At 69.3% G+C, this 24,661-nt stretch carries 28 protein-coding genes; 8 read left to right on the top strand and 20 right to left on the bottom strand.

All coding sequences use genetic code 11. From position 1 onward, the window contains the following. Positions 1–10 precede the first annotated feature (10 nt). From ADBZ9K_RS02715 to ADBZ9K_RS02690, 6 genes are all read right to left on the bottom strand, one after another. Positions 11–1,474 carry a prolipoprotein diacylglyceryl transferase gene (locus tag ADBZ9K_RS02715; protein ID WP_526618347.1) on the bottom strand — a complete coding sequence of 488 codons (1,464 nt, stop codon included), beginning with the start codon at positions 1,472–1,474 and terminating at the stop codon, positions 11–13. Next, entirely contained in the window at positions 1,471–2,283 is an 813-nt protein-coding gene (gene trpA / locus ADBZ9K_RS02710; protein ID WP_526618346.1) for a tryptophan synthase subunit alpha, read from the bottom strand. The genes ADBZ9K_RS02715 and trpA overlap by 4 nt, the downstream gene beginning before the upstream one ends. Beyond that, positions 2,280–3,551 carry a tryptophan synthase subunit beta gene (trpB, locus tag ADBZ9K_RS02705; protein WP_526618345.1) on the bottom strand — a complete coding sequence of 424 codons (1,272 nt, stop codon included), beginning with the start codon at positions 3,549–3,551 and terminating at the stop codon, positions 2,280–2,282. Before trpB ends, trpA begins: the two co-directional genes overlap by 4 nt. 3 nt (positions 3,552–3,554) lie before the next feature. Continuing rightward, positions 3,555–4,373 carry an indole-3-glycerol phosphate synthase TrpC gene (gene trpC, locus ADBZ9K_RS02700; protein ID WP_526618344.1) on the bottom strand — a complete coding sequence of 273 codons (819 nt, stop codon included), beginning with the start codon at positions 4,371–4,373 and terminating at the stop codon, positions 3,555–3,557. Positions 4,374–4,451: 78 nt separating this feature from the next. After that, positions 4,452–5,051: a TIGR02234 family membrane protein gene (locus tag ADBZ9K_RS02695; RefSeq protein WP_526618343.1), complete on the bottom strand. Its 600-nt coding sequence runs from the start codon at positions 5,049–5,051 to the stop codon at positions 4,452–4,454. Then, positions 5,048–6,568 (bottom strand): anthranilate synthase component I, encoded by a 1,521-nt coding sequence (locus tag ADBZ9K_RS02690; RefSeq protein ID WP_526618342.1) that lies wholly within the window; start codon positions 6,566–6,568, stop codon positions 5,048–5,050. The genes ADBZ9K_RS02695 and ADBZ9K_RS02690 overlap by 4 nt, the downstream gene beginning before the upstream one ends. 55 nt (positions 6,569–6,623) lie before the next feature. Here ADBZ9K_RS02690 and ADBZ9K_RS02685 point away from each other — a divergent pair, with 55 nt between their 5' ends. Further along, positions 6,624–7,085: a peroxiredoxin gene (locus ADBZ9K_RS02685; protein WP_526618341.1), complete on the top strand. Its 462-nt coding sequence runs from the start codon at positions 6,624–6,626 to the stop codon at positions 7,083–7,085. An 11-nt stretch (positions 7,086–7,096) separates the two neighbouring features. After that, the gene (locus ADBZ9K_RS02680) at positions 7,097–7,894 is read left to right on the top strand and encodes an ABC transporter ATP-binding protein (protein ID WP_526618340.1); all 798 of its coding nucleotides are present in this window, start codon (positions 7,097–7,099) and stop codon (positions 7,892–7,894) included. A 3-nt stretch (positions 7,895–7,897) separates the two neighbouring features. On the opposite strand, the gene hisI is transcribed toward ADBZ9K_RS02680, so the two are convergent. The 8 genes from hisI to hisD are packed head-to-tail and all read right to left on the bottom strand — an operon-like array spanning position 7,898 to position 14,259. Then, positions 7,898–8,248, bottom strand: coding sequence for a phosphoribosyl-AMP cyclohydrolase (gene hisI / locus ADBZ9K_RS02675; RefSeq protein ID WP_526618338.1), 351 nt, complete (start codon positions 8,246–8,248; stop codon positions 7,898–7,900). After that, positions 8,245–9,018, bottom strand: coding sequence for an imidazole glycerol phosphate synthase subunit HisF (gene hisF / locus ADBZ9K_RS02670; RefSeq protein ID WP_526618337.1), 774 nt, complete (start codon positions 9,016–9,018; stop codon positions 8,245–8,247). Before hisF ends, hisI begins: the two co-directional genes overlap by 4 nt. Then, complete coding sequence (locus ADBZ9K_RS02665; protein WP_526618336.1) at positions 9,018–9,836, bottom strand: inositol monophosphatase family protein; 819 nt, start codon at positions 9,834–9,836, stop codon at positions 9,018–9,020. The genes hisF and ADBZ9K_RS02665 overlap by 1 nt, the downstream gene beginning before the upstream one ends. Before the next feature lie 5 nt (positions 9,837–9,841). After that, positions 9,842–10,576, bottom strand: a complete 735-nt coding sequence (priA, locus tag ADBZ9K_RS02660; protein WP_526618334.1) for a bifunctional 1-(5-phosphoribosyl)-5-((5-phosphoribosylamino)methylideneamino)imidazole-4-carboxamide isomerase/phosphoribosylanthranilate isomerase PriA — start codon at positions 10,574–10,576, stop codon at positions 9,842–9,844. A 2-nt stretch (positions 10,577–10,578) separates the two neighbouring features. After that, positions 10,579–11,199, bottom strand: a complete 621-nt coding sequence (hisH, locus tag ADBZ9K_RS02655) for an imidazole glycerol phosphate synthase subunit HisH (RefSeq protein ID WP_526618333.1) — start codon at positions 11,197–11,199, stop codon at positions 10,579–10,581. Then, on the bottom strand, positions 11,196–11,804 hold the full coding sequence (hisB, locus tag ADBZ9K_RS02650; protein ID WP_526618332.1) for an imidazoleglycerol-phosphate dehydratase HisB: 609 nt from the start codon (positions 11,802–11,804) through the stop codon (positions 11,196–11,198). The genes hisH and hisB overlap by 4 nt, the downstream gene beginning before the upstream one ends. Continuing rightward, positions 11,801–12,934 (bottom strand): histidinol-phosphate transaminase, encoded by a 1,134-nt coding sequence (locus tag ADBZ9K_RS02645; protein ID WP_526618331.1) that lies wholly within the window; start codon positions 12,932–12,934, stop codon positions 11,801–11,803. The genes hisB and ADBZ9K_RS02645 overlap by 4 nt, the downstream gene beginning before the upstream one ends. Further along, positions 12,931–14,259, bottom strand: coding sequence for a histidinol dehydrogenase (hisD, locus tag ADBZ9K_RS02640; RefSeq protein WP_526618330.1), 1,329 nt, complete (start codon positions 14,257–14,259; stop codon positions 12,931–12,933). The genes ADBZ9K_RS02645 and hisD overlap by 4 nt, the downstream gene beginning before the upstream one ends. A 78-nt stretch (positions 14,260–14,337) precedes the next feature. Here hisD and ADBZ9K_RS02635 point away from each other — a divergent pair, with 78 nt between their 5' ends. From ADBZ9K_RS02635 to ADBZ9K_RS02620, 4 genes are all read left to right on the top strand, one after another. Further along, positions 14,338–14,973, top strand: coding sequence for a LysE family translocator (locus ADBZ9K_RS02635; protein WP_526618329.1), 636 nt, complete (start codon positions 14,338–14,340; stop codon positions 14,971–14,973). A 173-nt stretch (positions 14,974–15,146) separates the two neighbouring features. After that, positions 15,147–15,638 (top strand): hypothetical protein, encoded by a 492-nt coding sequence (locus ADBZ9K_RS02630; protein ID WP_526618328.1) that lies wholly within the window; start codon positions 15,147–15,149, stop codon positions 15,636–15,638. Then, a complete protein-coding gene (locus tag ADBZ9K_RS02625) occupies positions 15,635–16,738 on the top strand; it encodes a PrsW family intramembrane metalloprotease (protein ID WP_526618327.1) in 1,104 nt (367 codons plus the stop codon). Before ADBZ9K_RS02630 ends, ADBZ9K_RS02625 begins: the two co-directional genes overlap by 4 nt. Positions 16,739–16,747: 9 nt before the next feature. Further along, positions 16,748–17,164, top strand: coding sequence for a nitroreductase family deazaflavin-dependent oxidoreductase (locus ADBZ9K_RS02620; RefSeq protein ID WP_526618325.1), 417 nt, complete (start codon positions 16,748–16,750; stop codon positions 17,162–17,164). 5 nt (positions 17,165–17,169) lie between these two features. Here ADBZ9K_RS02620 and nadC read toward each other — a convergent pair whose 3' ends face one another. Genes nadC through nadA form a run of 3 tightly spaced genes read right to left on the bottom strand, consistent with a single transcriptional unit; the run spans position 17,170 to position 20,647 of the window. Continuing rightward, positions 17,170–18,027, bottom strand: coding sequence for a carboxylating nicotinate-nucleotide diphosphorylase (gene nadC, locus ADBZ9K_RS02615; RefSeq protein WP_526620674.1), 858 nt, complete (start codon positions 18,025–18,027; stop codon positions 17,170–17,172). Further along, on the bottom strand, positions 18,024–19,589 hold the full coding sequence (locus ADBZ9K_RS02610; protein ID WP_526618324.1) for an L-aspartate oxidase: 1,566 nt from the start codon (positions 19,587–19,589) through the stop codon (positions 18,024–18,026). The genes nadC and ADBZ9K_RS02610 overlap by 4 nt, the downstream gene beginning before the upstream one ends. After that, entirely contained in the window at positions 19,586–20,647 is a 1,062-nt protein-coding gene (nadA, locus tag ADBZ9K_RS02605) for a quinolinate synthase NadA (RefSeq protein ID WP_526618322.1), read from the bottom strand. Before nadA ends, ADBZ9K_RS02610 begins: the two co-directional genes overlap by 4 nt. Before the next feature lie 48 nt (positions 20,648–20,695). Here nadA and ADBZ9K_RS02600 point away from each other — a divergent pair, with 48 nt between their 5' ends. Both ADBZ9K_RS02600 and ADBZ9K_RS02595 read left to right on the top strand, forming a co-directional pair. Further along, positions 20,696–21,388, top strand: coding sequence for an NUDIX domain-containing protein (locus ADBZ9K_RS02600; protein ID WP_526618321.1), 693 nt, complete (start codon positions 20,696–20,698; stop codon positions 21,386–21,388). A 43-nt stretch (positions 21,389–21,431) separates the two neighbouring features. Further along, positions 21,432–22,769: a lipase family protein gene (locus tag ADBZ9K_RS02595; RefSeq protein ID WP_526618319.1), complete on the top strand. Its 1,338-nt coding sequence runs from the start codon at positions 21,432–21,434 to the stop codon at positions 22,767–22,769. On the opposite strand, the gene ADBZ9K_RS02590 is transcribed toward ADBZ9K_RS02595, so the two are convergent. The 3 genes from ADBZ9K_RS02590 to bioB are packed head-to-tail and all read right to left on the bottom strand — an operon-like array spanning position 22,770 to position 24,632. Beyond that, on the bottom strand, positions 22,770–23,372 hold the full coding sequence (locus tag ADBZ9K_RS02590) for a DUF2567 domain-containing protein (protein ID WP_526618318.1): 603 nt from the start codon (positions 23,370–23,372) through the stop codon (positions 22,770–22,772). Beyond that, a complete protein-coding gene (bsaP, locus tag ADBZ9K_RS02585) occupies positions 23,369–23,596 on the bottom strand; it encodes a biotin synthase auxiliary protein BsaP (RefSeq protein ID WP_526620672.1) in 228 nt (75 codons plus the stop codon). Before bsaP ends, ADBZ9K_RS02590 begins: the two co-directional genes overlap by 4 nt. Before the next feature lie 28 nt (positions 23,597–23,624). Further along, entirely contained in the window at positions 23,625–24,632 is a 1,008-nt protein-coding gene (bioB, locus tag ADBZ9K_RS02580; protein WP_526618316.1) for a biotin synthase BioB, read from the bottom strand. Positions 24,633–24,661: the final 29 nt, after the last annotated feature.

Genomic DNA, 24,661 nt, shown 5'->3' with positions numbered 1-24,661 from the left:
CGCGCAAACCTCAGTCACGGTGGACGTCGACGCCCCAGAGCACTCGCCGCACAACCGCCTGGAAGGAACGGCGCTGCGCTGCGGGTTCGGGCGTGGGCTCCGGCGTGGGCTCCGGTTCCGGCGCGGGCTCCGGTTCCGGCGCGGGCTCCGGCTCCGGTTCCGGCGTGGGCTCCGGCGTGGGCTCGGGTTCGGGCGTGGGCTCCGGCGTGGGCTCGGGTTCGGGCTCGGCCGCCGCCTCGGGTTCGGGCGTAGCCTCCGGCTCAGGCTCGGCTACCGCCTCGGATTCGGGCTCTGGCTCGGCTGCCGCTTCGGGTTCGGGCGTAGCCTCCGGCTCAGGCTCAGGCTCGGGCTCAGGCTCAGGCTCGGGCTCGGGCTCCGGTTCGGGCGTGGGCTCAGGCTCGGCTACCGCCTCCGGCTCGGGCTCGGGCTCGGGCTGAGCCTCAGTCTCGGCCTGCTCCTCTACGTCGCCGACGGCGGCGGCGTCTTCGCTTTCATGCTGACCGGCCACGGTCGCGGCGGCGAGGATCCCGCCGCCGGTGGCCACGGCCACCAGATCCTCGACCATTTCCTCGGCGGGCGACTCGTGCTCGGGCCCTGCGGCGGGCTGGTTGCCGGCCAACGATGCGGGATCTTCGCGGCCCTTGGGCGCCAGCAGGATATAGACGATGGCGCCGATGAACACGAACATCGACGTGAACGAGTTGACGCGGATACCAGCGATATGGGTCGCGGTGTCGTCACGCAGCAGTTCCACCCAGAACCGGCCGACGCAGTAGGCCGCGACGTAGGCCGCGAACAACCGGCCGTGGCCCATCGTGAAGCGCCGGTCGAGCCACAGCAGAAAGACGAACACCAGGACGTTCCACACCAGCTCGTACAGGAACGTCGGCTGAACGACCGCCGCGACCTGGCCGGTGGACACCCCGTCCAAGGAATGCACATCGACCATGCCCGACGAATCGCGCCGGTAGAAGATCTCCATCCCCCACGGCATGGTCGTCTCGCGGCCGTACAACTCCTGGTTGAAGTAGTTACCCAACCGACCGATCGCCTGCGCCAGAATAATGCCCGGCGCGATCGCGTCACCGAATGCCGGCAGCGGAATTCCCCTGCGCCGGCAGGCGATCCACGCGCCGACCCCGCCGAGTGCCACCGCACCCCAGATCCCCAGACCGCCGTCCCAGATCCGCAGTGCCGCGCCCAGACCGGCGCCGCCTTCACCCCAATAGGTTCGCCAGTCCGTCAACAGGTGGTAGAGCCGGCCACCGATCAGCCCGAACGGCACCGCCCACAGCGCGATGTCGTAAATGACGCCGCGCTCACCGCCTCGTGCCTCCCACCGGCGATCCCCGATGACCAGCGCGGCGATGATGCCGGCGATGATGCACAGCGCATACGCCCGAAGCGGGATCGGGCCGAGATGCCACACGCCCTGCGGCGGGCTCGGGAAGTAGGCCAAGACGGTCGTCGTCACGAAGCAGGCACCTTCTGTCGCACACCCACAGCCAATTCTTCGGTCAACGCCCGCACCGCCGACACCCCGTCAGTCAGCGCCGACACCAACGCCGAACCGACGATGACACCGTCGGCAAACGCCGCGATCTCGGCAGCCTGTTCGCCGGAGCGCACACCCAGGCCGACTCCCACCGGGATGTCGGAGATCTCCTTGACGCGGCGCACCAATTCCGGGGCAGCACTGGACACCGCGTCACGCGCACCCGTGACACCCATGGTCGAGGCCGCGTAGACGAATCCCCGCGAGGCCTGCACCGTCTTGGCCAGCCGCTCCGGCGTCGAGGACGGCGCCACCAGGAAGATCCGGTCCAGATTGTGAGCATCGGAGGCGGCGATCCACTGCTCAGCCTCTTCCGGAATGAGATCGGGAGTGATCATGCCCAGTCCCCCGGCGGCGGCCAGGTCACGAGCCCAGGCATCAATTCCGTAGTGCAACATCAGGTTCCAGTAGGTCATCACCACCGGGCTTCCACCCGCGGCGCTGATGGCCTCGACCGCGCGCAAGGTGTCGCGCACCCGCACACCGCCTTGTAGCGCAACGTTGGTGGCGGTCGCGATCACCGGGCCGTCCATCCCGGGGTCGGAGTACGGCACCCCGACTTCGACGATGTCGCAACCGGATTCAGTTAGCGCCACCATCGCGTCGATCGAGGTCGCGACGTCGGGATAGCCGGTGGGCAGATAGCCAATCAGCGCCGCGCGCCCCTGTGCGTGACACGCGCCGAAAATCCCGCCCAGTCGACCAGACTGGCTGTGCTCGACGGTCATGAAGCTCCCGGGCCCGCGTTGTCCATCAGGCCGAACCATTTGGCTGCCGTCTCCACGTCTTTGTCGCCGCGTCCGGACAGGTTGATCACAATGATGGAGCCCGGCCCCAGCTCGGCAGCCAACTTCACCGCTCCCGCGACGGCGTGGGCCGATTCAATGGCGGGAATGATGCCCTCCAGCCGGCACAGCAACCGGAAGGCGTCCATCGCCTCGACATCGGTGATCGGCCGATACTCGGTGCGGCCGATGTCCTTGAGGAACGCGTGCTCGGGGCCGACGCCCGGATAGTCCAGCCCGGCCGAGATCGAGTGCGACTCGATGGTCTGGCCGTCCTCGTTCTGCAACAGATAGGAGTAGGAGCCCTGAAAAGCCCCTGGCGTGCCACCAGCGAAAGTTGCTGCGTGTCTTCCTGTTTCAACACCGTCACCGGCGGCCTCGAAACCCACCAGGCGCACGTCGGCGTCATCGATGAACGGATGGAAGATGCCGATCGCATTGGAGCCGCCACCCACGCACGCAACCACCGCGTCCGGTAGCCGGCCGGCCTGGGCCAGGATCTGGACGCGGGTTTCGAGTCCGATGACGCGCTGGAAGTCACGCACCATCATCGGGAACGGGTGCGGCCCGGCTGCGGTGCCGAAGCAGTAGTACGTGCTGTCCGCGTTGGTCACCCAGTCGCGGAAGGCGTCGTTGATGGCGTCCTTGAGCGTTTTCGAGCCGGACTCCACCGACACCACCTCAGCACCCAACAGCCGCATCCGCGCCACGTTGAGGGCTTGGCGGGCGGTGTCGACGGCGCCCATGTAGATCACGCACTCCAGGCCCAGCAGCGCACACGCGGTCGCCGTCGCCACACCGTGCTGGCCGGCGCCGGTCTCGGCGATCACCCGGGTCTTGCCCATCTGTTTGGCCAGCAACGCCTGGCCCAGCACGTTGTTGATCTTGTGCGATCCGGTGTGGTTGAGGTCCTCGCGCTTGAGGAAGACCCGCGCCCCGCCGAGATGCTCGGAGAGCCGGGTTGCCTCGTAGAGCGGCGATGGCCGGCCGGCGTAGTGCGTCTGCAGGTTGTCGAGCCGGTCCAGGAACTCCTGATCGGTGCGGGCCTTCTCGTAGGCGGCGGTCACCTCTTCGATGACGGCCATCAGCGCCTCGGCCACGTAGCGCCCGCCATACGCCCCGAAGTGACCGCGCGCGTCGGGTTCGTGGGTGGTCGGCTCGGCGACGGCCGCGCTGGTGCGCGGCACGTTCGGAGTGGAGGTGTCAGCCACGACTCAGCGTGCGGGTTTCGGGCACGACGGATGGGCCCCCGCGGTCACCAGGTCAGCCACCGCGCTGCGGGGATCCCCGCTGGTGACCAGGCCCTCGCCCACGAGCACGGCGTCAGCCCCCGCACCGGCGTAGGCCAGCAGGTCGGCGGTGCCGCGCACGCCCGACTCGGCCACCCGGATGATGTCCGAGGGCAGCCCCGGCGCGATCCGCGCGAAGCAGTCCCGGTCCACCTCCAAGGTCTTGAGGTCGCGAGCGTTGACCCCAATCACCTTGGCACCGGCCTGCAGGGCGCGGTCGGCTTCCTCCTCGGTGTGCACCTCGACCAGCGGAGTCATACCGAGCGACTCGGTGCGCTCCAGCAGCGACTCCAGGGCCGGCTGCTCGAGGGCGGCCACGATCAGTAGCAGCATGTCGGCGCCGTGGGCCCTGGCCTCGTGGATCTGGTAGGGCCGCACAATGAAGTCTTTGCGGAGCACCGGGATCGTGACGGCGGCGCGCACCGCGTCGAGATCGGCCAGCGAGCCGTGGAACCGCCGCTCCTCGGTGAGCACGCTGATCACCCGCGCACCGCCGCTTTGGTAGGCGCGAGCCAGCTCGGCGGGATCGGCGATGTTGGCGAGTTGGCCCCGGGATGGGCTGGCGCGCTTGACTTCGGCGATCACCGCGATGCCCGGCGCGCGCAGTGCCGCCAGCACGTCCAGCGGCGGCGGCGCACTCTCGGCGGCTGCCTTCACCTCCGCCAGGCTCACGATCTCCTCGCGGGCGGCAACGTCAGCCCGGACACCCTCGATGATGGAGTCGAGCACGGTTGCCGAACTCATGCCAACCGACTCCCTTCTCCCGCGATGACCATCTCGCTTATGTCTTAGGAAGGGTAGCCGTCCTGTACCGCGCACCCGTCACCGACCCTCGGTGTCGACGGATCGCTCGGTGGGATCGCGCCCCTCGTCGAGGGCGTCCCACATGCCGCGCTCGGAGATCGCTGTGCCAGCGTCTTCGTCGCGCGCGGCACTGCGGCGCGCGGCCGGTGCGGCGTATTTGGCCGCGGTGTGCCGTCCAGAGGCCGCCGAGCGCATCAGCAGCACCGCCGCGACCAGCGCACACACCGCCGCGGCGACCGTCAGCGCCGCGCCGGCGTAGTGCCGCTCGCTGGCGACCAGGGTCATCACCGGGACCTGCGCCAGTTCGGCGGCCCGGGGCCCCACGTCGGGCATCACCATCAGGCTGACCCCGAGATAGCTCAGCAACAGACTGACCAAGGCCACCAGCACGGCCACCACTCGCAGCCCCCAGCCCCGCACGGCCAGCCCGGCCACCGCGGCGGCCAGCACCAGCACCGCCAGCGGCAGCAGCGCGTTGGACCAGCTCGACCCGGTCAATGTCACGGTCTTGGGGTGCCCCAGCCCGTCGAAGGACGTCACCGCCACCCACGGCAGCCGCGAGGCCACCCACAGGCTGAGCGCCGAGACGACCAGCAGCAGTTGCCCGATGCGGATCACGGCGCGCCCAGAGTTTCGGCCGCGGCGATGGCGTTGAGGACCGCCTTGGCCTTGTTGGCGGCCTCGGTGTATTCGTAGGGGCCATTGGAGTCGGCTACTACCCCGCCACCGGCCTGCACGTAGGCGGTGCCGGCTCGCATCAGGGCGGTACGGATGGCGATGGCGAAGTCGGCGTTGCCGGCGAAGTCCAGATAGCCGACGACGCCGCCGTAGAGGCCTCGGCGGGTTTTCTCGACCTCCTCGATGAGCTCCATCGCGCGGACCTTCGGTGCGCCCGATAGGGTGCCGGCCGGGAAGCAGGCGGTGACCGCGTCCAGCGGTGTGCGGCCCTGCGCGAGCAGCCCGGTCACCGTCGAGACCAGATGCATGACGTGGCTGTAGCGCTCGATGTGGCTGTAGTCCTCAACCCGCACCGTGCCCGGGACGCATACCCGGCCGAGGTCGTTGCGGCCGAGATCGACCAGCATCAGGTGCTCGGCGCGTTCCTTCTCGTCGGCCAGCAGCTCCTTTTCCAGCAGCTGGTCTTCCTCCTCGGTGTCCCCGCGCCAGCGGGTCCCGGCGATCGGATGGGTTGTGGCCCAGCCGCCCTTGACCGTCACCAAGGCCTCCGGGCTGGACCCGACAATCGAAAACGCCGTTCCCCCAACCTCATCGGGGATGTGCATCAGATACATGTACGGGCTGGGATTGGTCACCCGCAGCATCCGGTAGACATCGATGGGATCAGCTGCGGTGTCCATCTCGAAGCGTTGCGACGGCACCACCTGGAAGGCCTCGCCGGCCTCGATCTCCTTCACCAGCCGCTCCACCACCGCGCTGTACTCCTGCTCGGTGCGCTGTGCGCGGTGTACCGGGGCGGGTCTGGCGAAGGTGGCCACCGTCGACGGCAGGGCTTGCCCCAGCGCCGTGGTCATGACGTCGAGGCGGGCGACCGCGTCCTCGTAGGCCCAGTCGACCCGCTCGTCGGTGCCGTTCCAGTTCACCGCGTTGGCAATCAGGGTGATGGTGCCCTCGTGGTGGTCGACGGCAGCCAGATCGGTGGCCAGCAGCAGGAGCATGTCGGGCAGTCCGAGATCGTCGACGGCCAACTCGGGGAGGCGCTCGAGGCGCCGGACGAAGTCGTAGGCGAAGTAGCCCACCATGCCGCCCGAAAGCGGCGGAACCCCGGCCAGCGGACCGGTGGAGAGCAGTTCCATCGTCGCGCGCAGCGCCTGCAGCGGATCACCACCGGTCGGGGCGTCCTGGGGAGTGGCGCCCAGCCATACCGCTTCGCCGTCGCGCACCGTCAGTGCTGACGGTGAACCCGCCCCGATGAACGACCATCGCGACCACGAGCGGCCGTTCTCGGCGGACTCGAGCAGGAAGGTCCCGGGGCGGTTGGCGGCCAGTTTGCGGTACGCCGACAGCGGGGTCTCGCTGTCCGCGAGCACCTTGCGGGTCACCGGCACCACCCGGTGCTCGGCGGCCAGCGCCCGGAACTCGTCGCGCGTCGTGGTAGCCGCGAGGTTGGATTGCACGCGTACATCCTCCCAGACCCGTCGACAGGTCTTGACCGGCGTAGCCTGGTGCCCCATGAAACGTGGTGACCGTGTTGCGGACTTCGAACTGCCGGACCAGACCGGCACCGTACGCTCGCTGACCAGCCTGCTCGCCGACGGGCCCATCGTGTTGTTCTTCTACCCGGCGGCGATGACTCCGGGCTGCACTAAAGAAGCCTGTCATTTCCGGGACCTGGCCGCCGAGTTCGCCGCAGCGGGCGCGACCCGAGTCGGTATCAGCACCGACCCGGTGGACAAGCAGGCCAAGTTCGCCGACTCACAGAGCTTCGACTACCCACTGCTATCCGACGCCGACGGCGCAGTGGCAACCGCATTCGGCGTCAAGCGTGGTCTGCTGGGCAAGTTCCTCCCGGTGAAGCGCACGACGTTCGTCATCGACGCTGACCGCACCGTGCTCGAGGTCATCGCCAGCGAGGTCAACATGGACACCCACGCCGACAAGGCTCTCGAGGTGCTCAAGTCGCGACCCGCGTAGGGATCACGACGTTGACCCCCGTTCTACAACTGGACGACGTGACTTTCCGTCGCGACGGAAAGCAGATCATCGACGGCATCTCGCTCACGGTGAATGCCGGCGAGCACTGGGCGCTACTCGGACCCAACGGCGCCGGCAAGAGCACCCTGCTCGGGTTCTGTGCGGCGGTGACCTTTCCGACCACCGGCGCCGTGCGGATACTCGGGAGCCGCATGGGACGCACCGACCTGGCCGCCTTGCGCCGGTCGATCGGGCACGTGAATCCCCGTCACCGGCTGCAGTATTCACTGACCGTGCGCCAGGTGGTCTGCACCGGTATCACCGCCACCATCGACATCCCGATGCGCTGGGCACCGAGCCCCGCCGAGGCAGACCGGGCCGAGGCGATGATTGCCGCGGTCGGCCTGACCCACAAAGCCGACGCCGTGTGGCCGACGCTCTCGCAGGGCGAGCGGGGCCGCACTCTCATTGCCCGCGCGCTGGTTTCGGAACCCGAGCTGCTGTTGCTCGACGAGCCGACCACCGGGTTGGACGTCGCCGCACGCGAGCAGCTCCTCGAAACGATCGACTCGCTCGACCAGACCCACCCCGAGGTGGCCTCGATCCTGGTGACCCACCACCTGGAAGAACTGCCGACGACCACGACACACGCACTGCTGATCGCCGACGGCCGCACGGTGGCCAGCGGCCCGGCCCGCGACACTATCACCACCGAGCACGTCACGGCCGCGTTCGCGCACCCGATTTCGGTCGGCTACGACCACGGGCGCTGGACGGCACGGGCCAAGGCGACGGCAATCGACGTGTAGCGCCTAGCCTTCCGGGCCCAACAGCTGGTCGGCATCGAAGCAGCTGTGATCGCCGGTGTGGCACGCCCCGCCCACCTGGTCGACCTCCAGCAGCACGGCGTCGCCGTCGCAGTCCAGCCGCACCGAGTGCACGTGCTGGGTATGCCCCGACGTCGCGCCCTTGACCCAGTATTCGCCACGCGAGCGCGAATAGTAGGTCGCCTCCCGGGTGGCCAGGGTGCGCGACAGCGCCTCATCGTCCATCCACGCCACCATCAACACCGTGCCGGTGCCGCGTTCCTGGGCGATGGCCGCGAACAACCCGTTGGCGTCACGCTTGAGCCGGCTGGCAATATCGGGGTCGAGCGCGCTCATCGAACGGTGATCCCCTCGGCGGCCATCGCGGCCTTCACCTGACCGATGGTCAGCTCACGGAAGTGGAAGACGCTGGCCGCCAACACCGCATCCGCGCCGGCGGCCACGGCCGGCGCGAAGTCATCCACCGTGCCGGCGCCGCCGCTGGCGATCACCGGCACCGTGACGGCCTTGCGCACCGCCCGCAGCATCGTCAGGTCGAATCCAGCCTTGGTGCCGTCGGCGTCCATCGAGTTGAGCAGGATCTCGCCGACGCCGAGTTCGGCTCCGCGCGTTGCCCATTCGACCGCATCGATGCCGGTCCCCTGTCGTCCGCCGTGGGTGGTGACTTCCCAACCCGACGGGGTAGGCGCCGAGCCTGGGGGCACCCTGCGGGCATCCACCGACAACACGATGCACTGCGACCCGAATTGCCGCGACAGTTCGGCCAACAGCTCCGGGCGAGCGATCGCGGCGGTATTCACCGAGACCTTGTCGGCACCGGCCCGCAGCAGCGCGTCGACGTCGGCCACCGAGCGCACACCACCGCCGACGGTCAGCGGGATGAAGACCTGTTCGGCGGTGCGGCGCACCACGTCGAGCATGGTCGCCCGGCCCGAGGACGACGCTGTGACGTCCAGAAACGTCAGCTCGTCGGCGCCCTCGGCGTCGTAGGCGGCGGCAAGCTCGACGGGATCGCCTGCGTCACGCAGGTTTTCGAAGTTCACGCCCTTGACGACGCGTCCGGCGTCGACGTCCAGGCAGGGGATGACCCGTACTGCAACATCCATTACCGGTACTCCTCCGGTGAGCCGACCCGCTCCAAGATCTCCATCACGTGCTCGTGCACACCGGGCGCGGCGGCCAGCGCCGAGCGCGAGGACGGCGTCCACTGCTGTCCGGACAGGTCGGTGACGATTCCCCCGGCCGCGCGCACCAGCGCGACACCGGCGGCGTGGTCCCAGATGTGGTCGCCGAAACTGATGGCTGCACCGAGGATTCCGGCCGACACATAGGCGATGTCGATACCGGTGGCGCCGTGCATCCGCAGCTTCGAGCAGACCCGGCTCAGGTTCTCCAGCACCGCCAGCCGGTACCGGCCGGGGAAGCGGCCCTTCCAGTCGACGTTGAAGGTGCCGATGCCGATGACACACTGCCCGATGTCGCTGCGGCCGATCGCCGGCTGGGCGACGCCGTTGTAGTACACCGGCCCACCCAGCACCGCGGTGTAGCGCTGGTCGGTGAACGGCAGCCAGGTAAGCCCGGCCACCGGCTCACCATCACGAAGCAGCCCCAGCAGGATCGCGGCCATCGGAGAACCAGCGGCGTAGTTGAAGGTGCCGTCGATCGGGTCGAGCACCCACACCAGCGAGGATTCGATGTCGGCGCCGCCGAATTCCTCGCCGTGCACCCCGATGCCGGTGGCCGACTCCAGCGCCGCAACGACCTGTCGTTCGATGGCCAGGTCCACCTCGGTGGCGAAGTCGTTGCCCTTCTTCTGCACCGCGGAGTCCGCCCGGTGCCCGGCGATGAACGGTTTGGACGCCTCATCCAGGATCACCGCGGCTTGGGCCACCAGGGCTTCGAGGTCTCCCGACTGCACAGCCATCGGCGTTACTGGCTCACCGCGGCCAGCGCCTCCGGCAGCGTGAATCGGCCCGCGTAGAGCGCCTTTCCGACGATCGCGCCCTCCACGCCGCTGTCGGTTAGGGTCGCGATCGCCCGCAGATCATCCAGGCTGGACACCCCGCCGGATGCGATCACCGGCGCGTCGGTGCATTCGGCGACCCCCTCGAGCAGGTCGAGGTTGGGGCCGGTCAACGTGCCGTCCTTGGTGACGTCGGTGACGACGAACCGCGAGCAGCCCTCGCTATCAAGGCGTTCGAGCACCTGCCACAGATCCCCGCCATCGGTCTCCCAGCCGCGCCCGCGCAGCCGGTGCTCGCCCTCGACGATCTGGACGTCGAGACCGACCGCTACCTTGTCGCCGTACTCGGCGATCGCCGCCGCGCACCACAGCGGGTTCTCCAGCGCCGCGGTGCCGATGTTGACCCTGGTGCAGCCGGTCGCCAGGGCGGCCTTGAGCGACTCGTCGTCGCGGATACCGCCGGAGAGTTCGACTTTCACGTCGAGCGAGCCGACCACCTCGGCGAGCAGCTCCCGGTTGGAGCCCCGCCCGAACGCGGCGTCGAGGTCCACCAGGTGGATCCACTCCGCTCCGTCGCGCTGCCAGGTCAGCGCCGCGTCCAGCGCCGAGCCGTACTCGGTTTCACTACCGGCCTTGCCCTGCACCAGACGCACCGCGCGTCCCTCGACCACGTCGACGGCAGGAAGAAGAATCAATGGCACTGTTACAGCCCCTCAACCCAATTGGCGAGCAGTGCCGCGCCGGCGTCACCGCTCTTCTCCGGATGAAATTGTGTCGCCGACAGCGGACCGTCCTCGACGGCAGCCAGGAACCGCACGTGATGGGTGGCCCAGGTCAGCAGCGCATCGGGTGCACCCTCCCACGTCTGCGCGGCGTAGGAGTGCACGAAGTAGAACCGGGTGTCGGCGTCCAGCCCCTTGAACAGCAGGCTGCCCGGGGCCGCCTGCACGACGTTCCAGCCCATGTGCGGGATCACCGGCGCATCCAGCCGGGTGACCGAACCCGGCCACTGGCCGCAACCGGCGGACTCGACACCGAACTCCACCCCGCGGGCGAACAAGATCTGCATGCCCACGCACACCCCGAGTACCGGGCGCCCGGCCGCGACCCGGTCGGCGATGATGCGTTCCCCGCCGATGCCACGCAGTCCGGTCATGCAGGCCTCGAAGGCGCCGACACCGGGGACCACCAGACCATCGGCAGCCAGGGCGCGGTCACGGTCGGCGGTCACCTCGACGTCGGCGCCAACGCGTTCCAGCGCCCGCTGCGCCGAGCGCAGGTTGCCCGAGCCGTAGTCGAGGACCACGACGGATCTAGCTGTCACAGCGAGCCTTTGGTGGACGGCACGCCGGATACCCGCGGATCCGGTTCGACGGCCTGCCGCAGGGCACGGGCCACCGCCTTGTACTGGGCCTCGGTGATGTGGTGCGGGTCGCGCCCGTAGATGGTGCGCACGTGCAGCGAGATGCGGGCGTTGAAGGCCAGTGATTCGAAGACGTGCCGGTTGACCACGGTGTGGTAGGGCACAGCCGATCCGGCGATGGTGAAGTCGACAAGATAGTCCGGTTCGCCGGTGTGCACGAAGTACGGCCGGCCCGAGACGTCGACGGCGGCGTGGGCCAGCGTCTCGTCCATCGGGATGAAGGCGTCACCGAAGCGGCGGATGCCCTTCTTGTCGCCGAGCGCCTGGCCCAGCGCGGTGCCCAGCACGATCGCGGTGTCCTCGATGGTGTGGTGGCCCTCGATGTCGACGTCGCCCTGCGCGCTGATCGCCAAATCGAAGCTGGCGTGCGTGCCCAGCGAGGTCAGCATGTGGTCGAAGAACGGTACCCCGGTGTGCACGCTGACGTCCCCGGTGCCGTCGAGATTGAGCTCGACCACGATGTCGGACTCGCGAGTCTTGCGCTCCACCCTTGCGATGCGGCTCATGTCGCTCCTAGTTGGGCCAGTTCAGCGGGGGCCAGCCGGGCACTGGCAGCCAGGAAGGCGTCGTTCTCGTCGGCCAATCCGATTGTGGTGCGCAGATATCCGGGGATGCCGACGTCGCGGATCAGGATGCCGGCGTTCAGGTAGTGCTGCCAGGCGGTGGCGGCGTCGGCGAACTCGCCGAACAACACGAAGTTGGCGTCACTGGGGATGACCCGGAACCCGAGTTCGCGCAGCGCGGCACTGACCCGCTCCCGCTCGGCGATCAGCGTAGCGACGCTGCCCAGCGTGTCGTCGGCGTGCCGCAGCGCGGCCCGCGCGGCGGCCTGGGTGACCACCGAGAGGTGGTAGGGCAGGCGAACCAGCAGCACGGCGTCGATGATCGCCGGCGCGGCCACCAGATAGCCCAGCCGTCCGCCGGCGAACGCGAACGCCTTGCTCATGGTGCGGGAGACGACGAGCCGGGCGGGATAGTCGTCGATGAGCGCGATAGCGCTGGGCTGGCTGGAGAACTCGCCGTAGGCCTCATCGACGATCAGCACGCCGTGCGACATGGCATCCAGGATGCGCCGCAGGTCGGCCAGCGGAATGCTCTGTCCCGTTGGGTTATTGGGGCTGGTGACGAAGACCACGTCGGGTTGCCGGTCGGCGATCACGGCCTCCGCCGCGGCCACATCGAGGCTGAAGTCGGCAGCCCGCGCCGACTCGATCCACTCGGTCTGGGTGCCTACCGAAATGATCGGGTGCATCGAGTAGGACGGCACGAAGCCGATGGCGCTGCGTCCGGGGCCGCCGAACGCCTGCAGGAGCTGCTGCAGGATCTCGTTGGATCCGTTTGCTGCCCAGACGTTTTCGAAGCCGACCGCGACCCCGGTCTGGGCGCTCAGGTAGGCGGCCAGATCGCGACGCAGCTCGACGGCGTCGCGGTCGGGATAACGGTGCAGGTCGGCCGCGGCCCGCTCGACCGATCGCGCGACGTCGTCCACCAGCGCCTGGCTGGGCGGGTGCGGGTTCTCGTTGGTGTTCAGCCGCACCGGGACATCCAGTTGCGGGGCCCCATAGGGGGATTTGCCGCGCAGGTCGTCCCGCAGCGGAAGGTCGGCCAGCGTTACGCCGGCACCGGGCAGCCTCACCGCTCGAACCTGCGGCGGACCGCCTCGCCGTGGGCCGGCAGATCCTCGGCCTTGGCCAGCGTGATGACATGGCCGGCAACGTCTTTCAGAGCCGCCTCGGTGTAGTCCACGACATGGATGCCGCGCAGGAAGGTCTGCACTGACAAGCCGCTGGAGTGCCGCGCGCAGCCCGCCGTCGGCAGCACGTGGTTGGAGCCGGCGCAGTAGTCGCCGAGGCTGACCGGCGACCACGGTCCCACGAAGATCGCCCCGGCGGCCCGGATGCGGCCTGCCACCTCGTTCGCGTCGGCGGTCTGGATCTCCAGGTGCTCGGCGGCATAGGCGTTGACCACCCGTACCCCGGTGTCGATGTCGTCGACCAGCACGATGCCCGACTGGCGCCCGAGCAACGCCTCGGTGACGCGCTCCCGGTGCTTGGTGGTGGTCAACTGCACGGCCAACTCCGCATCGGTGGCCTCGGCCAGTGCGAGGCTGTCGGTGACCAGGACGCTGGCAGCCATCACGTCGTGTTCGGCCTGGCTGATCAGGTCGGCGGCGACGTGCACCGGGTCTGCGGTGTCGTCGGCCAGGATCGCGATCTCGGTGGGCCCGGCCTCGGCGTCGATGCCGACCTGCGAGCGGCAGATTCGTTTGGCGGCGGTGACGTAGATATTGCCCGGGCCGGTGACCATGTCGACCGGGGCCAGTTCGGCGCCGTCGGTATCGGTGCCACCGAACGCCAGCAGCGCCACCGCCTGGGCACCGCCGACCGCCCACACCTCGTCGACGCCCAGCAGCCGGGCGGCGGCCAGGATCGTCGGATGCGGCAGGCCCCCGAACTGGGCCTGCGGCGGGCTGGCCACCACAAGCGACTCGACGCCGGCGGCCTGAGCGGGCACCACGTTCATCACGACACTCGACGGGTAGACGGCGTTGCCGCCGGGCACGTAGAGGCCCACCCGCTCGACCGGCACCCAACGCTCGGTCACCGCGGCGCCGGAGTCGAACAGCGTGGTGGTGTCGGTGCGACGCTGATCGGCATGCACGGCGCGGGTGCGGTCGATGGCCAGCTCGAGCGCGGTCCGCACCGCGGGATCCAGCGCCGCCAGTGCGGACTCGAGATCACCCACCGGAACCCGGACCGCCGCCGGGCGTACCCGGTCGAACTTCTCGCCGTACTCCAGGGCGGCCACCGCACCCCGCGCGGCGACGTCGTCGACGATCGGGCGCACCGTGGGCACCACGGCGTCGACGTCCACACCCCCGCGCGGCAACGCCGAGCGCAGCTGGGCCGCGGTCAGCGCACGCCCACGCAGATCGATCCGGTTCATCGCGAAGCTGGTCATCGGTTCAATTGTCCCTGATCAGTGCATCCGATTAAAAATCGATTGAACAGGGCTGCGAATCGCCGGGATACTGCGGCCATGCAATGGGACCTGTGGCTGGCCTTCATCGGCGCCTCGATCGCGATCAGCGTCTCCCCCGGCGCCGGTGCCATCCAGTCCATGGCCACCGGCCTGACCTGTGGTCTCCGCCGTGGTTACTGGAGCATCACCGGGTTGGAGATCGGCCTGATGGTTCAACTGGCGGCCGTCGCCGTGGGGCTGGGCGCCGCCGTGGCGCAGTCCGTGGTGGCGTTCACCGTCATCAAGTGGATCGGCGTGGTGTACCTGGTCTACCTGGCCGTGCGCCAGTGGCGCACCGCCCCCGGTGACCTCGGCGAACAACTCAGCGCCACCACCAGCAATGGGCGGCTGGCGCTGCTGATGCGCGGGTTCCTGGTCAATGTGACCAACCCGAAGGGATTGGTGTTCCTGCTGGCCGTGCTGCCGCAGTTCGTGGTGCCGACCGCACCGCTGCTCCCGCAATACCTGGCCATCGCGGCGACCATGGTGGTGGTCGACCTGGTGGTGATGGGCGCCTACACCGGGCTGGCGGCCCGGCTGCTGGGCTGGCTGCACACCCCGCGTCAACAGAGGCTGCTGAACCGGACGTTCTCCGGGCTGTTCGCCGCTGCGGCGGTGGTGCTGTCGCTGGTGCGCCGCGCAGCCACGGCGTAGACCGCCAACACTCGATACAGTTCAACATCGAAAAGCACCACACGATCGAGACCCCGGGGGCCCTCACCGTGTCAACGACCGCCGCAGACGACGTCGAGCACGTTCCAGTACCGAAGCCGCGGCGCCGTCGACGCCTCGTCCAAAAACCTGCGGCCTTCACGATCGGCGCGCTGATGCTCGCCGTACCGCTGGTGCCGATGATCGTCGACGCCGCCCTGCCGGAGCGGCCGTGGAACCCCGCGGAGACCTCCGCGGAAGAGGTCTCCGCCACCACCGACGGGGGCAACGTGGTCGTCATCGAGACCCCTCAGGGCTGGGAGGCGCTGGACCAGGGCGACACCGCGGTCCTGCGGCACGACGGTGCGACGGTTCTGGTCGAGGCGTTCGACCTGGGTGAACGCGACCCCGAGGCGGTGGCCGAAAGACTCATCCGGCTCCATCGCATTCAGGGCATCACTTCGACGCTCGACGGCGGCACCATCGAGACCTCCGACGGCGCCTTCGGCGGCAACACCTGCGTGGTGGTGACGCCGTCCGCTACCGGCACCTGCGCATTCCTGCACGACAACGACGTCATCATCTCGGTGGTGTCGTTGAGCGAGCCGGGGCAGCCGGCACCCCCGATCGACCAGGTGATCGATCTCGTGAGCCGAGGACAGCAATGACCACCACCGTGCACGCGCACCGGACCGCGACACCCACGCGCCGCCCGGTGATCTATCGCCCTGAGTCCGCGGTGTTCTGGCTCTACGTCATCGCCGTGGTCATCGGCACCTTTGGCCTGCTGCTCGAATACGGCGGAGCCGTCCACGAGACGATGGTCGCCCAGACCTTGCTCGGGCCGGTGTGGCTGGCGTTCATCGTGTTCCTGATCTGGCTGATGTACAAGTTCGACCCCTACCGCAGCGTCCGCCACTACCCGCAGGCTCTGGTGGCCGGCACCGCCCTGGGCGGCACGATCGCCTTGCTGATGGCGATGAACGGCAACACGGCACTCGCGTCGATCCTGGCACGCTATATCGACCCCGACACCCTCACGCTGTGGGCGCCGGCCCTGACGGCACCCTTCATCGAGGAGGCGGCCAAAGGGTTGTGCGCAGCGCTGATCCTGGTGTTGTGCGCCGGAACGTTCACCCGGCTCTCGCAGGCATTGCTGGTCGGCATGTTCGTCGGCTTCGGGTTCGACGTGGTGGAGGACGTCACTTACACGACCAACGAAGCGCTGAGCAGCCTGGATTCGGACCTCACCGGGGCGGGCGGCAACCTCGTGGTGCGCATCATCACCGCGGTCCCGGCGCATTGGGCGTACACATCGCTGGTCACGGTGGGCATCTTGATCGTGCTGCCGACCTTCGCTGACCGCGCTACCTGGACGTGGCGGCGGCGCATTCTGGTCGCCGCACTGCTGCTGATCTCCGGGCCGTTCATGCACTTCATCTGGGACGCCCCGGTGCCCGGCATCCTGGCCAAGTTCGCCATCAACATCGCGGTGTTCGGCCTCGCCGTGGCTCTGTTGCTGCGCTACGAGCGGCGCCAGCTCACCGATTTCATCGCCGCCGCGCGCAACGACGAACCGCTGGCCGGCCTCGACCCCGAGCTGCTGGATTCGTTGACCACCGCCCGATCGCGGCGCGCGTTCCGCCGGGCCGCCCGCCGCCGCGGCGGGCGCGCCGCACGTAAGGCCGCGAAGTGGCAGCAGCGCGACGGGCTGGACCTGCTGCAGTCCACGCGGGCCGCCTATGCCGACTCCGCCGCGACGGCATAGGTTTCCACTATGTCGTCGACGAAGGATCACCCCAACAACGCCCCCGGCGTTCCCATGAAATTCCCGGTCTGGTTCGAGAACTTCCAGATCAAGTACTTCAACCCGGCAGTCAAGCCGCTGGCCAAATACATGCCGGGCATGTCGGTCATCTCCCATCGCGGCCGCACCTCGGGCAAGCAGTACGAGACGGTGGTCTCGGCCTTCCGCAAGGGCGACACCCTCGCCGTCATGCTGGGCCACGGCAAGACCAACTGGGTCAAGAACATCCTGGCTGCCGGCGAGGCCGACATCCGCCACGGACGCCACACCCTGCACTTGGTCAACCCGCGGGTGGTGCCCGCAGGCACCGACGATCCGTCCCTGCCCGGGGTGGCCCGCCGGGGCGTCAAGCGCGGAGTCGGCGCCTTCGTGGCCGATATCGCCTAAGCCGCTTACAGATCCAGGCCGATGTCGAGTACCCGGACTGAATGGGTCAAGGCGCCGACGGCCAGATAGTCGACCCCGGTGCCGGCGTACTCCGCGGCCGAGTCCAGGCTCAGCCCGCCGGAGGACTCCAGCTGCACGGCCGGTGCGCGGGAATCACGGCGCTGCACGGCGATCTGGGTCTGCCAGACCGGGAAGTTGTCCAGCAGAACCAGCTGGACATCCTCGGCGAGGACCTCGTCGAGCTGCTCGAGGGTGTCGACTTCGACCTCGCACGGCAGCTCCGGGGCGGCGGCCCGCACGGCGCGCAGCGCCGCGACCACCGACCCGGCGGCAGCCACGTGGTTGTCCTTGATCAGCGCCGCGTCGCCCAGCCCCATCCGGTGGTTGGCCCCACCGCCGACCCGCACGGCGTACTTCTGCAGCGCGCGCAGGCCCGGCAGGGTCTTGCGGGTGTCGCGGACCCTGGCCTTGGTCCCCTCCACGGCCGCTACCCAGGCCGCGGTGGCCGTGGCGATGCCCGACAGGTGACACACCAGGTTGAGCAGGGTGCGCTCGGCGGTGAGCAGACCGCGGGTGGGTGCCTCCACCCGCAGCAGCACCGAGCCGGCCGCCAGCCGGGCGCCGTCGTCCACCCGGTCGACAACCCGGTAGCCGTCGGGGCCGAGCACCTCGTCGAGCACCAGCAGCGCCACGTCGATGCCGGCCGCCACGCCGGGCTCGCGCGCGACCAGCGCGGCCACCGTGTGAGCGTCTTCGGGCACGGTGGCCAGCGTGGTGACGTCGGGTCCGTAACGCAGGTCCTCGTCGAGGCCGCGCGCGATGGTGGCGCGCGCCTCGGCCAGTTCGGTGGCGGTGAGGGTCATCGCAGGCACGCCTCGGCTGCTTCACCGTGCAGGGTCCGACTGAAGGCCTGCGCGGGGTCGGCGTCGGGATAGTCGCCGCGGTGGTGGCAGCCGCGGGACTCGGTCCGGGTCAGCGCGGCGGCTGCTACCGCACGGGCGCTCGCCGTCAGCGCGATGTCCTCGACGTCGGCGCGGGTGGCCATCGCCCGCGGTGCCGCCTCGGCGAGGGTGTCGGCAAGCGCCCGCAATCCGTCGGCGTCGCGGACGACCGAGGCCCAGCGCGTCATCGCGGTCTGCAACCGCGCCCGGTCCAGCGCGGCGTACCGGCGCGGTTCGACCTTGGCCATCGGCGCTGACGAACCGCCGGCGTGCTCGGCGGCGGCGCGGCCGGCGCGCGCGCCGACGACCAAGCCTTCGAGCAGGCTGTTGGAGGCCAGCCGGTTGGCGCCGTGCATCCCGGTACGGGCCACCTCGCCGGCCGCGAACAACCCGGCGAGTTCGGTACGGCCGTGCACATCGGTGCGCACGCCGCCGCAGCTGTAGTGCGCGCCTGGGACGACGGGGATCGGTTCCCGAGTGGGGTCGACTCCCGCGGCGAGGCAGGCGGCGGTGACGGTCGGGAACCGTTGGGCGAACCGGTCGATGGACCGGGCGTCGAGGAACACACACTCGTCGCCGGAGCGCTGCAGCCGCGCCTCGATGGCCGCGGCCACCACATCGCGCGGGGCCAGGTCACCCATGGGGTGCACCCCGGCCGTGACCGACTCGCCCCGGGCATCGCGCAGCACGGCCCCTTCGCCGCGCAGCGCCTCGGTGATCAGCGGCCGGCGACCGGAGCCGTCGCGGTCGAACAGCATTGTCGGGTGGAACTGGACGAACTCGATATCGGTGACCCCGACACCGGCCCACAGCGCCAGCGCGACACCGTCGCCGGTGGAGCCTTCGGGATTGGTGGTGGCGCTGTAGAGATGGCCCAGGCCGCCGGTGGCGAGGATGACCGCGGGCGCGTGCACCACACCCAGCCCGTCCCCGTTGCGGACCAGCACCCCGGTGACCGCGGCCCCGTCGTGCAGGATCTGCAGCGCGACGTGGTTGCGCCGGATGTCGAGGGTGGCCGCGGCATGGTCGAGCGCGCGCTGCACCTCGGCACCGGTGGCATCACCGCCGGCGTGGATGATCCGCCGCCGGGAGTGGCCGCCCTCGCGGGTCAGCGCCCATTGGCCGGGTGCACTCTCGTCGAAGCGGGCGCCGTCGTTGACCAGGTCGACCACCGCACGGTGGCCGTCGGCGACGATTGAGCGCACCGCGTCCGGGTCGCATAGGCCGGCGCCGGCGGCCAGCGTGTCGCGCACGTGGGCGTCAACGGAGTCGTCGGTGTCGGGCAGCACCACCGCGATGCCCCCCTGGGCGTAGAACGTGGCGGTGTCGTCGGCCTTGCTGAGAATGACGGTGCGGCGGCCTTGTCGGTGTGCGGCCAGCGCGGCGGCCAGGCCGGCGACGCCGGTCCCGATCACCACGACGTCGGCGCGCTGCTGCCAGTCCACGCCTGCGGTGTTCAACCCGCAGGCGAAGCGCCGGGTCATTCTCCGCCGCCGGGCTGGCCGATCTCGATCATCCGCTGCACGCTGGCGCGGGCCAGTCGGGCGGTTTCGGGATCGACGTGAACCTCGTCGGCGCCGTCGACCAAGCTGCGCAGCAGCGCGGCCGGCGTGATCATCTTCATGTACCGGCACGATGCCCGGTCGTTGACGGCCTGGAAGTCGATACCCGGCGCGGCACGGCGCAACTGGTGCAGCATGCCGACCTCGGTGGCCACCAGTACCTGCTTGGCGTGGGAAGCCTTCGCCGCATCCAGCATGCCGCCGGTGGACAGGATCTTCACCCGGTCCGCCGGGAAAGCGCCCTCACCGGCCAGGTACAAAGCCGAAGTGGCGCAACCACATTCGGGATGAACGAACAGCTCGGCGCCGGGGTGGCTGCGGGCCTGCTCGGCCAGTTCCTCGCCGTTGATGCCCGCGTGCACGTGGCACTCACCGGCCCAGATGTGCAGGTTGTCCCGCCCGGTCATCCGGCGGACGTGGGCGCCGAGGAACTGGTCGGGGCAGAACAGCACCTCCCGGTCGGCGGGGATGGAGGCCACCACCTCGACGGCGTTGGATGAGGTGCAGCAGATGTCGGTCAGCGCTTTGACGGCGGCGGTGGTGTTGACGTAGGACACCACGACGGCGTCGGGATGCTCGTCCTTCCAGGCCCGCAGATCCTCGGCGGTGATGGAGTCGGCCAACGAGCAGCCGGCGCGCTGATCCGGAATCAGCACGGTCTTGTCCGGGCTGAGGATCTTGGCGGTCTCGGCCATGAAGTGCACTCCGCAGAACACGATGGTGCCCTCTGGAGCCTCGGCGGCGATACGGGACAGCGCCAGCGAGTCGCCGACGTGATCGGCCACGTCCTGAATGGCCGGCAGCTGGTAGTTGTGCGCCAGGATGGTCGCGTTGCGCAGGGTGGCCAGCCGGCGGACCTCGGCGGCCCACTCTTCGTCGCCGATCACGCCGCCATAGCCACCCGGGCCGTCGGTGATGAGCGCGGCCAGGCCGGACCCCACAGCGTCATCGAGGGCATCTGCACGATCCAAGACGGTCATCGCCGGCTCCTGTCTTGCGGAATAGGTTTTCGACTTATAATCGAAAACGTGAGTCATACTAGCACTGAACACGAAGTGCTCGCCGTCGTATTCCAGGTTGGCGACGCACACTCCCGGAAACCCACGCTTAACGTGCTGTTATGGCAACGAGCCCTGGCCCCCGAACGGGGCAGGTGGGCACTGCCCGGGGGGCGTGTACGCACCGACGAGGACCTGACCACTTCGGTCCGGCGCCAGCTCGCCGAGAAGGTCGACGTGCGTGAGATCGCCCACCTGGAGCAGCTCGCGGTCTTCTCCGATCCCGCCCGAATCCCCGGCGTGCGCACTATCGCCTCGACCTTCCTGGGGCTGGTGCCGTCGGTCGCCACCCCGGAGCTGCCGTCCGACACCCGCTGGCACCCGGTCAACGCGCTGCCACCAATGGCCTTCGATCACGGCCCGATGGTCGAGTACGCGCGCACCAGGCTGGTGGCCAAGCTGTCCTACACCAATATCGGATTCGCCTTGGCGCCGCGGGAGTTCGCGCTGTCGACATTGCGTGACATCTACGGTGCCGCACTGGGTTATCAGGTGGACGCGACCAACCTGCAGCGTGTGCTGGGCCGGCGCGGAGTCATCACCCCGACCGGGACGACCGCACATCCGGGGCGCAGCGGCGGGCGACCGGCCGCCCTCTACCGCTTCACCGATTCGCAGTTGCGGGTCACCGACGAGTTCGCTGCATTGCGGCCACCTGGGTGAGCCGACTGGATTCTTAGACCCTTCTTAAGGTATGAAGGGAGCGATGAACCCGCAAAGTGCCGTCGGGACCCCAAGTCCCGAATGGATCGGCGCCGCCCCGCACGAGGAGCTCGAGCGCGGCGCGCGTCCTGTGCTGCCGGCACGAGATCCGTTCTACGAGGCACCCGCGGGCTTCGAACACGCCGAGCCGGGCACCGTGTTGCGCTCCCGCGACGTCGAACTCGGATTTCTGGGACTGATCCCCCAGCGCGTCCGGGCCACCCAACTCCTCTTCCGCACCACCGACCTGAACGGATTGCCGCAGACCACCGTTACGACGGTGTTGCTGCCCGCCGGCCATTCCCCCGACCAGGTTCGCAACGTGGTGTCCTACCAGTGCGCGATCGACGCGCTGACCTCGCGTTGCTTCCCGTCGTATGCGCTGCGCCGGCGCGCCAAGGCCGTCGGCTCCCTGGCGCAGCTGGAATACCTGCTGATTGCCGCGGCCCTGGCCGAGGGCTGGGTCGTCTCGGTTCCCGACCACGAAGGTCCCGACGGGATGTGGGGCGCCCCGCAGGAACCCGGCTACTTCGTCCTGGACGGCCTACGTGCGGCGCTGAGCTTCGAGTCGTTCGGGCTCTCCGGCGACAGCCAGATCGGCCTGTGGGGCTACTCCGGCGGCGGGCTGGCCAGCGCGTGGGCCGCCCAGGTCCACGCCGACTACGCCCCGGAACTCAACATCGTCGGCGCCGTGCTCGGCTCGCCGGTCGGCGACCTGGGCAACACGTTCCGCCGGCTCAACGGCTCCTACCTGGCGGCACTGCCCGCGCTGGTGGTATCGGCGCTGACCAAGACCTACCCGGAGCTGAACCGGGTCATCGAGGAACACGCCACCGAGGACGGCCTGGCGCTGCTTCGCCGGCTGGAGCGAATGACCACTGTCGAGGCCATCATCCGGCTGTTCAAGACCGACATGGACCATCTGGTGCGCCCGCCGCTGGACGAGGTGCTGGCGATGCCCGAGGTGCAGTACGTGTTCGACGAGATCAAACTCGGCGGGGCGGTCCCCACTCCCCCGCTGCTGATCGTCCAGGCGGTGCACGACTCGGTGATCGCCGTCGAGGACATCGACAACCTGGCGCACACCTATTCGTCAGGCGGGGCGCAGGTCACCTATCACCGGGACATGTTCAGCGAGCACATGCTGCTGCACCCGATGTCGGCGCCGATGACGCTGCGCTGGTTGACCGACCGCTTCGCCGGCCGGCCGATCGACGAGCACATCGTGCGGACCACGTGGCCGACGCTGCTCAACCCGATGACCTATGCCGGGATGTGGCGCCTCGGTGGAATCGTGGCCCGGGTCATGTCCGGCGGCCGGGTTCCGTTCCGCCCGCTCTGATCAGGTCGGGACGCGCAGCGGTGCGTGTTCCAGCGGCGGCCAGGCACCCAGGTCGTCACGGGGGGTGGCCACCGCCATCAGCGCATAGACCAGCGCTCCGATCGCGGCCGGGAACAATAGCGTCGTCGCGATCTGCAGCGGGCCGTGCGCGAAGAACGCCGGCGGCGCCTCGGAGTAGTAGAAGACCCGGTTCTGCGGCGTCACCGGGGCGGTGTCAAAGGGGTTAGCCCCGTAGTGCCAGTGCACCAGCGCTGCACCGATGCCGGACGCCGCCGCCGCGGCGGCGACCAGGCCGAGCCAGAGCGCCGTCGCGATGACCGGCCCGCGATGGGCCCGCCACTGCCACACCAGCACGGCGGCCACGACGGCCAGCGACGTCAACAGCCCGATCAGCATCGCCGGCGCGACGAACAGATGGTCGGACTCGCTGCCCAGGTACGCCTGCACGCGCTGCCCGGACTTGGTCAGGGCGACCACCGCATGCGCGGGCGGGGCCATCCAGGACCACAGCACCCCCACCAGCGCGCCCATGAGTGCGAGCCCGGCAACGACGAACACCGCCGCACGCCGCCGAGACAGCCGCGGCTGGGCAGCCGGGATCATCGCTGCGCCTCGAGGTCGTGGGAGTCGACCCGACCGTGCCGGGAACATTTAGCCCACCAGCCGTCCGGCCGAACCTGCACCACCATCCGGCGGCCGCACTCCGCACAGAACCGCGGCGGCTCGAGTCCCAGCTGCGCCGCCGTGGGCACCACACTGCCGGCGGCGGCGCCGGTGTAGACGTTGTAGACCCCGGCACCTACCGGTGCGGGCAGCTGTTCGACCATCACCTTGCCCTTTGTACAGATGATCGGGCTACAGGCTGGCGTTGAGGGCCTTGATCGGCATCTGCAGATCCTCGAGCAATTCGAGGTCCGCCTCAGCCGGCCGGCCCAGCGTGGTCAGGTAATTCCCGACGATCACGGCATTGATGCCGCCAAGGATGCCCTGCTTGGCGCCCAGGTCGCCGAGGGTGATCTCGCGACCGCCGGCAAACCGCAGCATGGTGCGCGGCAGCGCCAGGCGGAAGGCGGCCACCGCCTTGAGCGCCTCGGCGGCGGGCAACACCTCGAGATCGCCGAACGGCGTTCCGGGCCGCGGGTTCAGGAAGTTCAGCGGCACCTCGTGCGGATCGAGTTCGGCCAGGTTCGCGGCGAATTCGGCGCGCTGCTCCAGCGTCTCGCCCATCCCGAGGATGCCGCCGCAGCACACCTCCATGCCGGCATCACGCACCATCTGCAGGGTGCCCCAGCGCTCCTCCCAGGTGTGGGTGGTGACCACGTTGGGGAAGAACGACTTCGCGGTTTCGAGGTTGTGGTTGTAGCGGTGCACACCCATCTCGGCGAGCCGGTCGACCTGCTCCTGGGTGAGCATGCCCAGCGAGCAGGCGATGTGGATCTCGACCTCGTTGCGGATGGCCTCGATACCGGCGGCCACCTGCGCCAGCAGCCGCTCGTCGGGTCCGCGTACGGCCGCCACGATGCAGAACTCGGTGGCGCCGGATTTCGCAGTCTGCTTGGCGGCCTCGACCAGGCTCGGGATGTCCAACCAGGCACTGCGCACCGGTGAGGCGAACAGGCCCGACTGCGAGCAGAAGTGGCAATCCTCCGGGCAGCCACCGGTTTTCAGGCTGATGATGCCCTCGACCTCGACCTCCGGGCCGCACCAGCGCATGCGCACCTCATGGGCCAGCGCCAGCAGCTCGTCGAGCCGGTCGTCGGAAAGCTGCAGCACCTCCAACACCTGATCACGGGACAGGCCTTCGCCGCGCTCGAGCACCTGCTCCCGGGCCAGTGCCAATACGTCCACAGCTGCCTGGGTCACCCGCGGTCCTCCTGAGATGGTCGAACTTG

It is taken from the genome of Mycobacterium sp., from assembly GCF_965229265.1.
GTDB lineage: Bacteria > Actinomycetota > Actinomycetes > Mycobacteriales > Mycobacteriaceae > Mycobacterium.
This window is presented reverse-complemented; position numbering and strand designations above follow the sequence as displayed.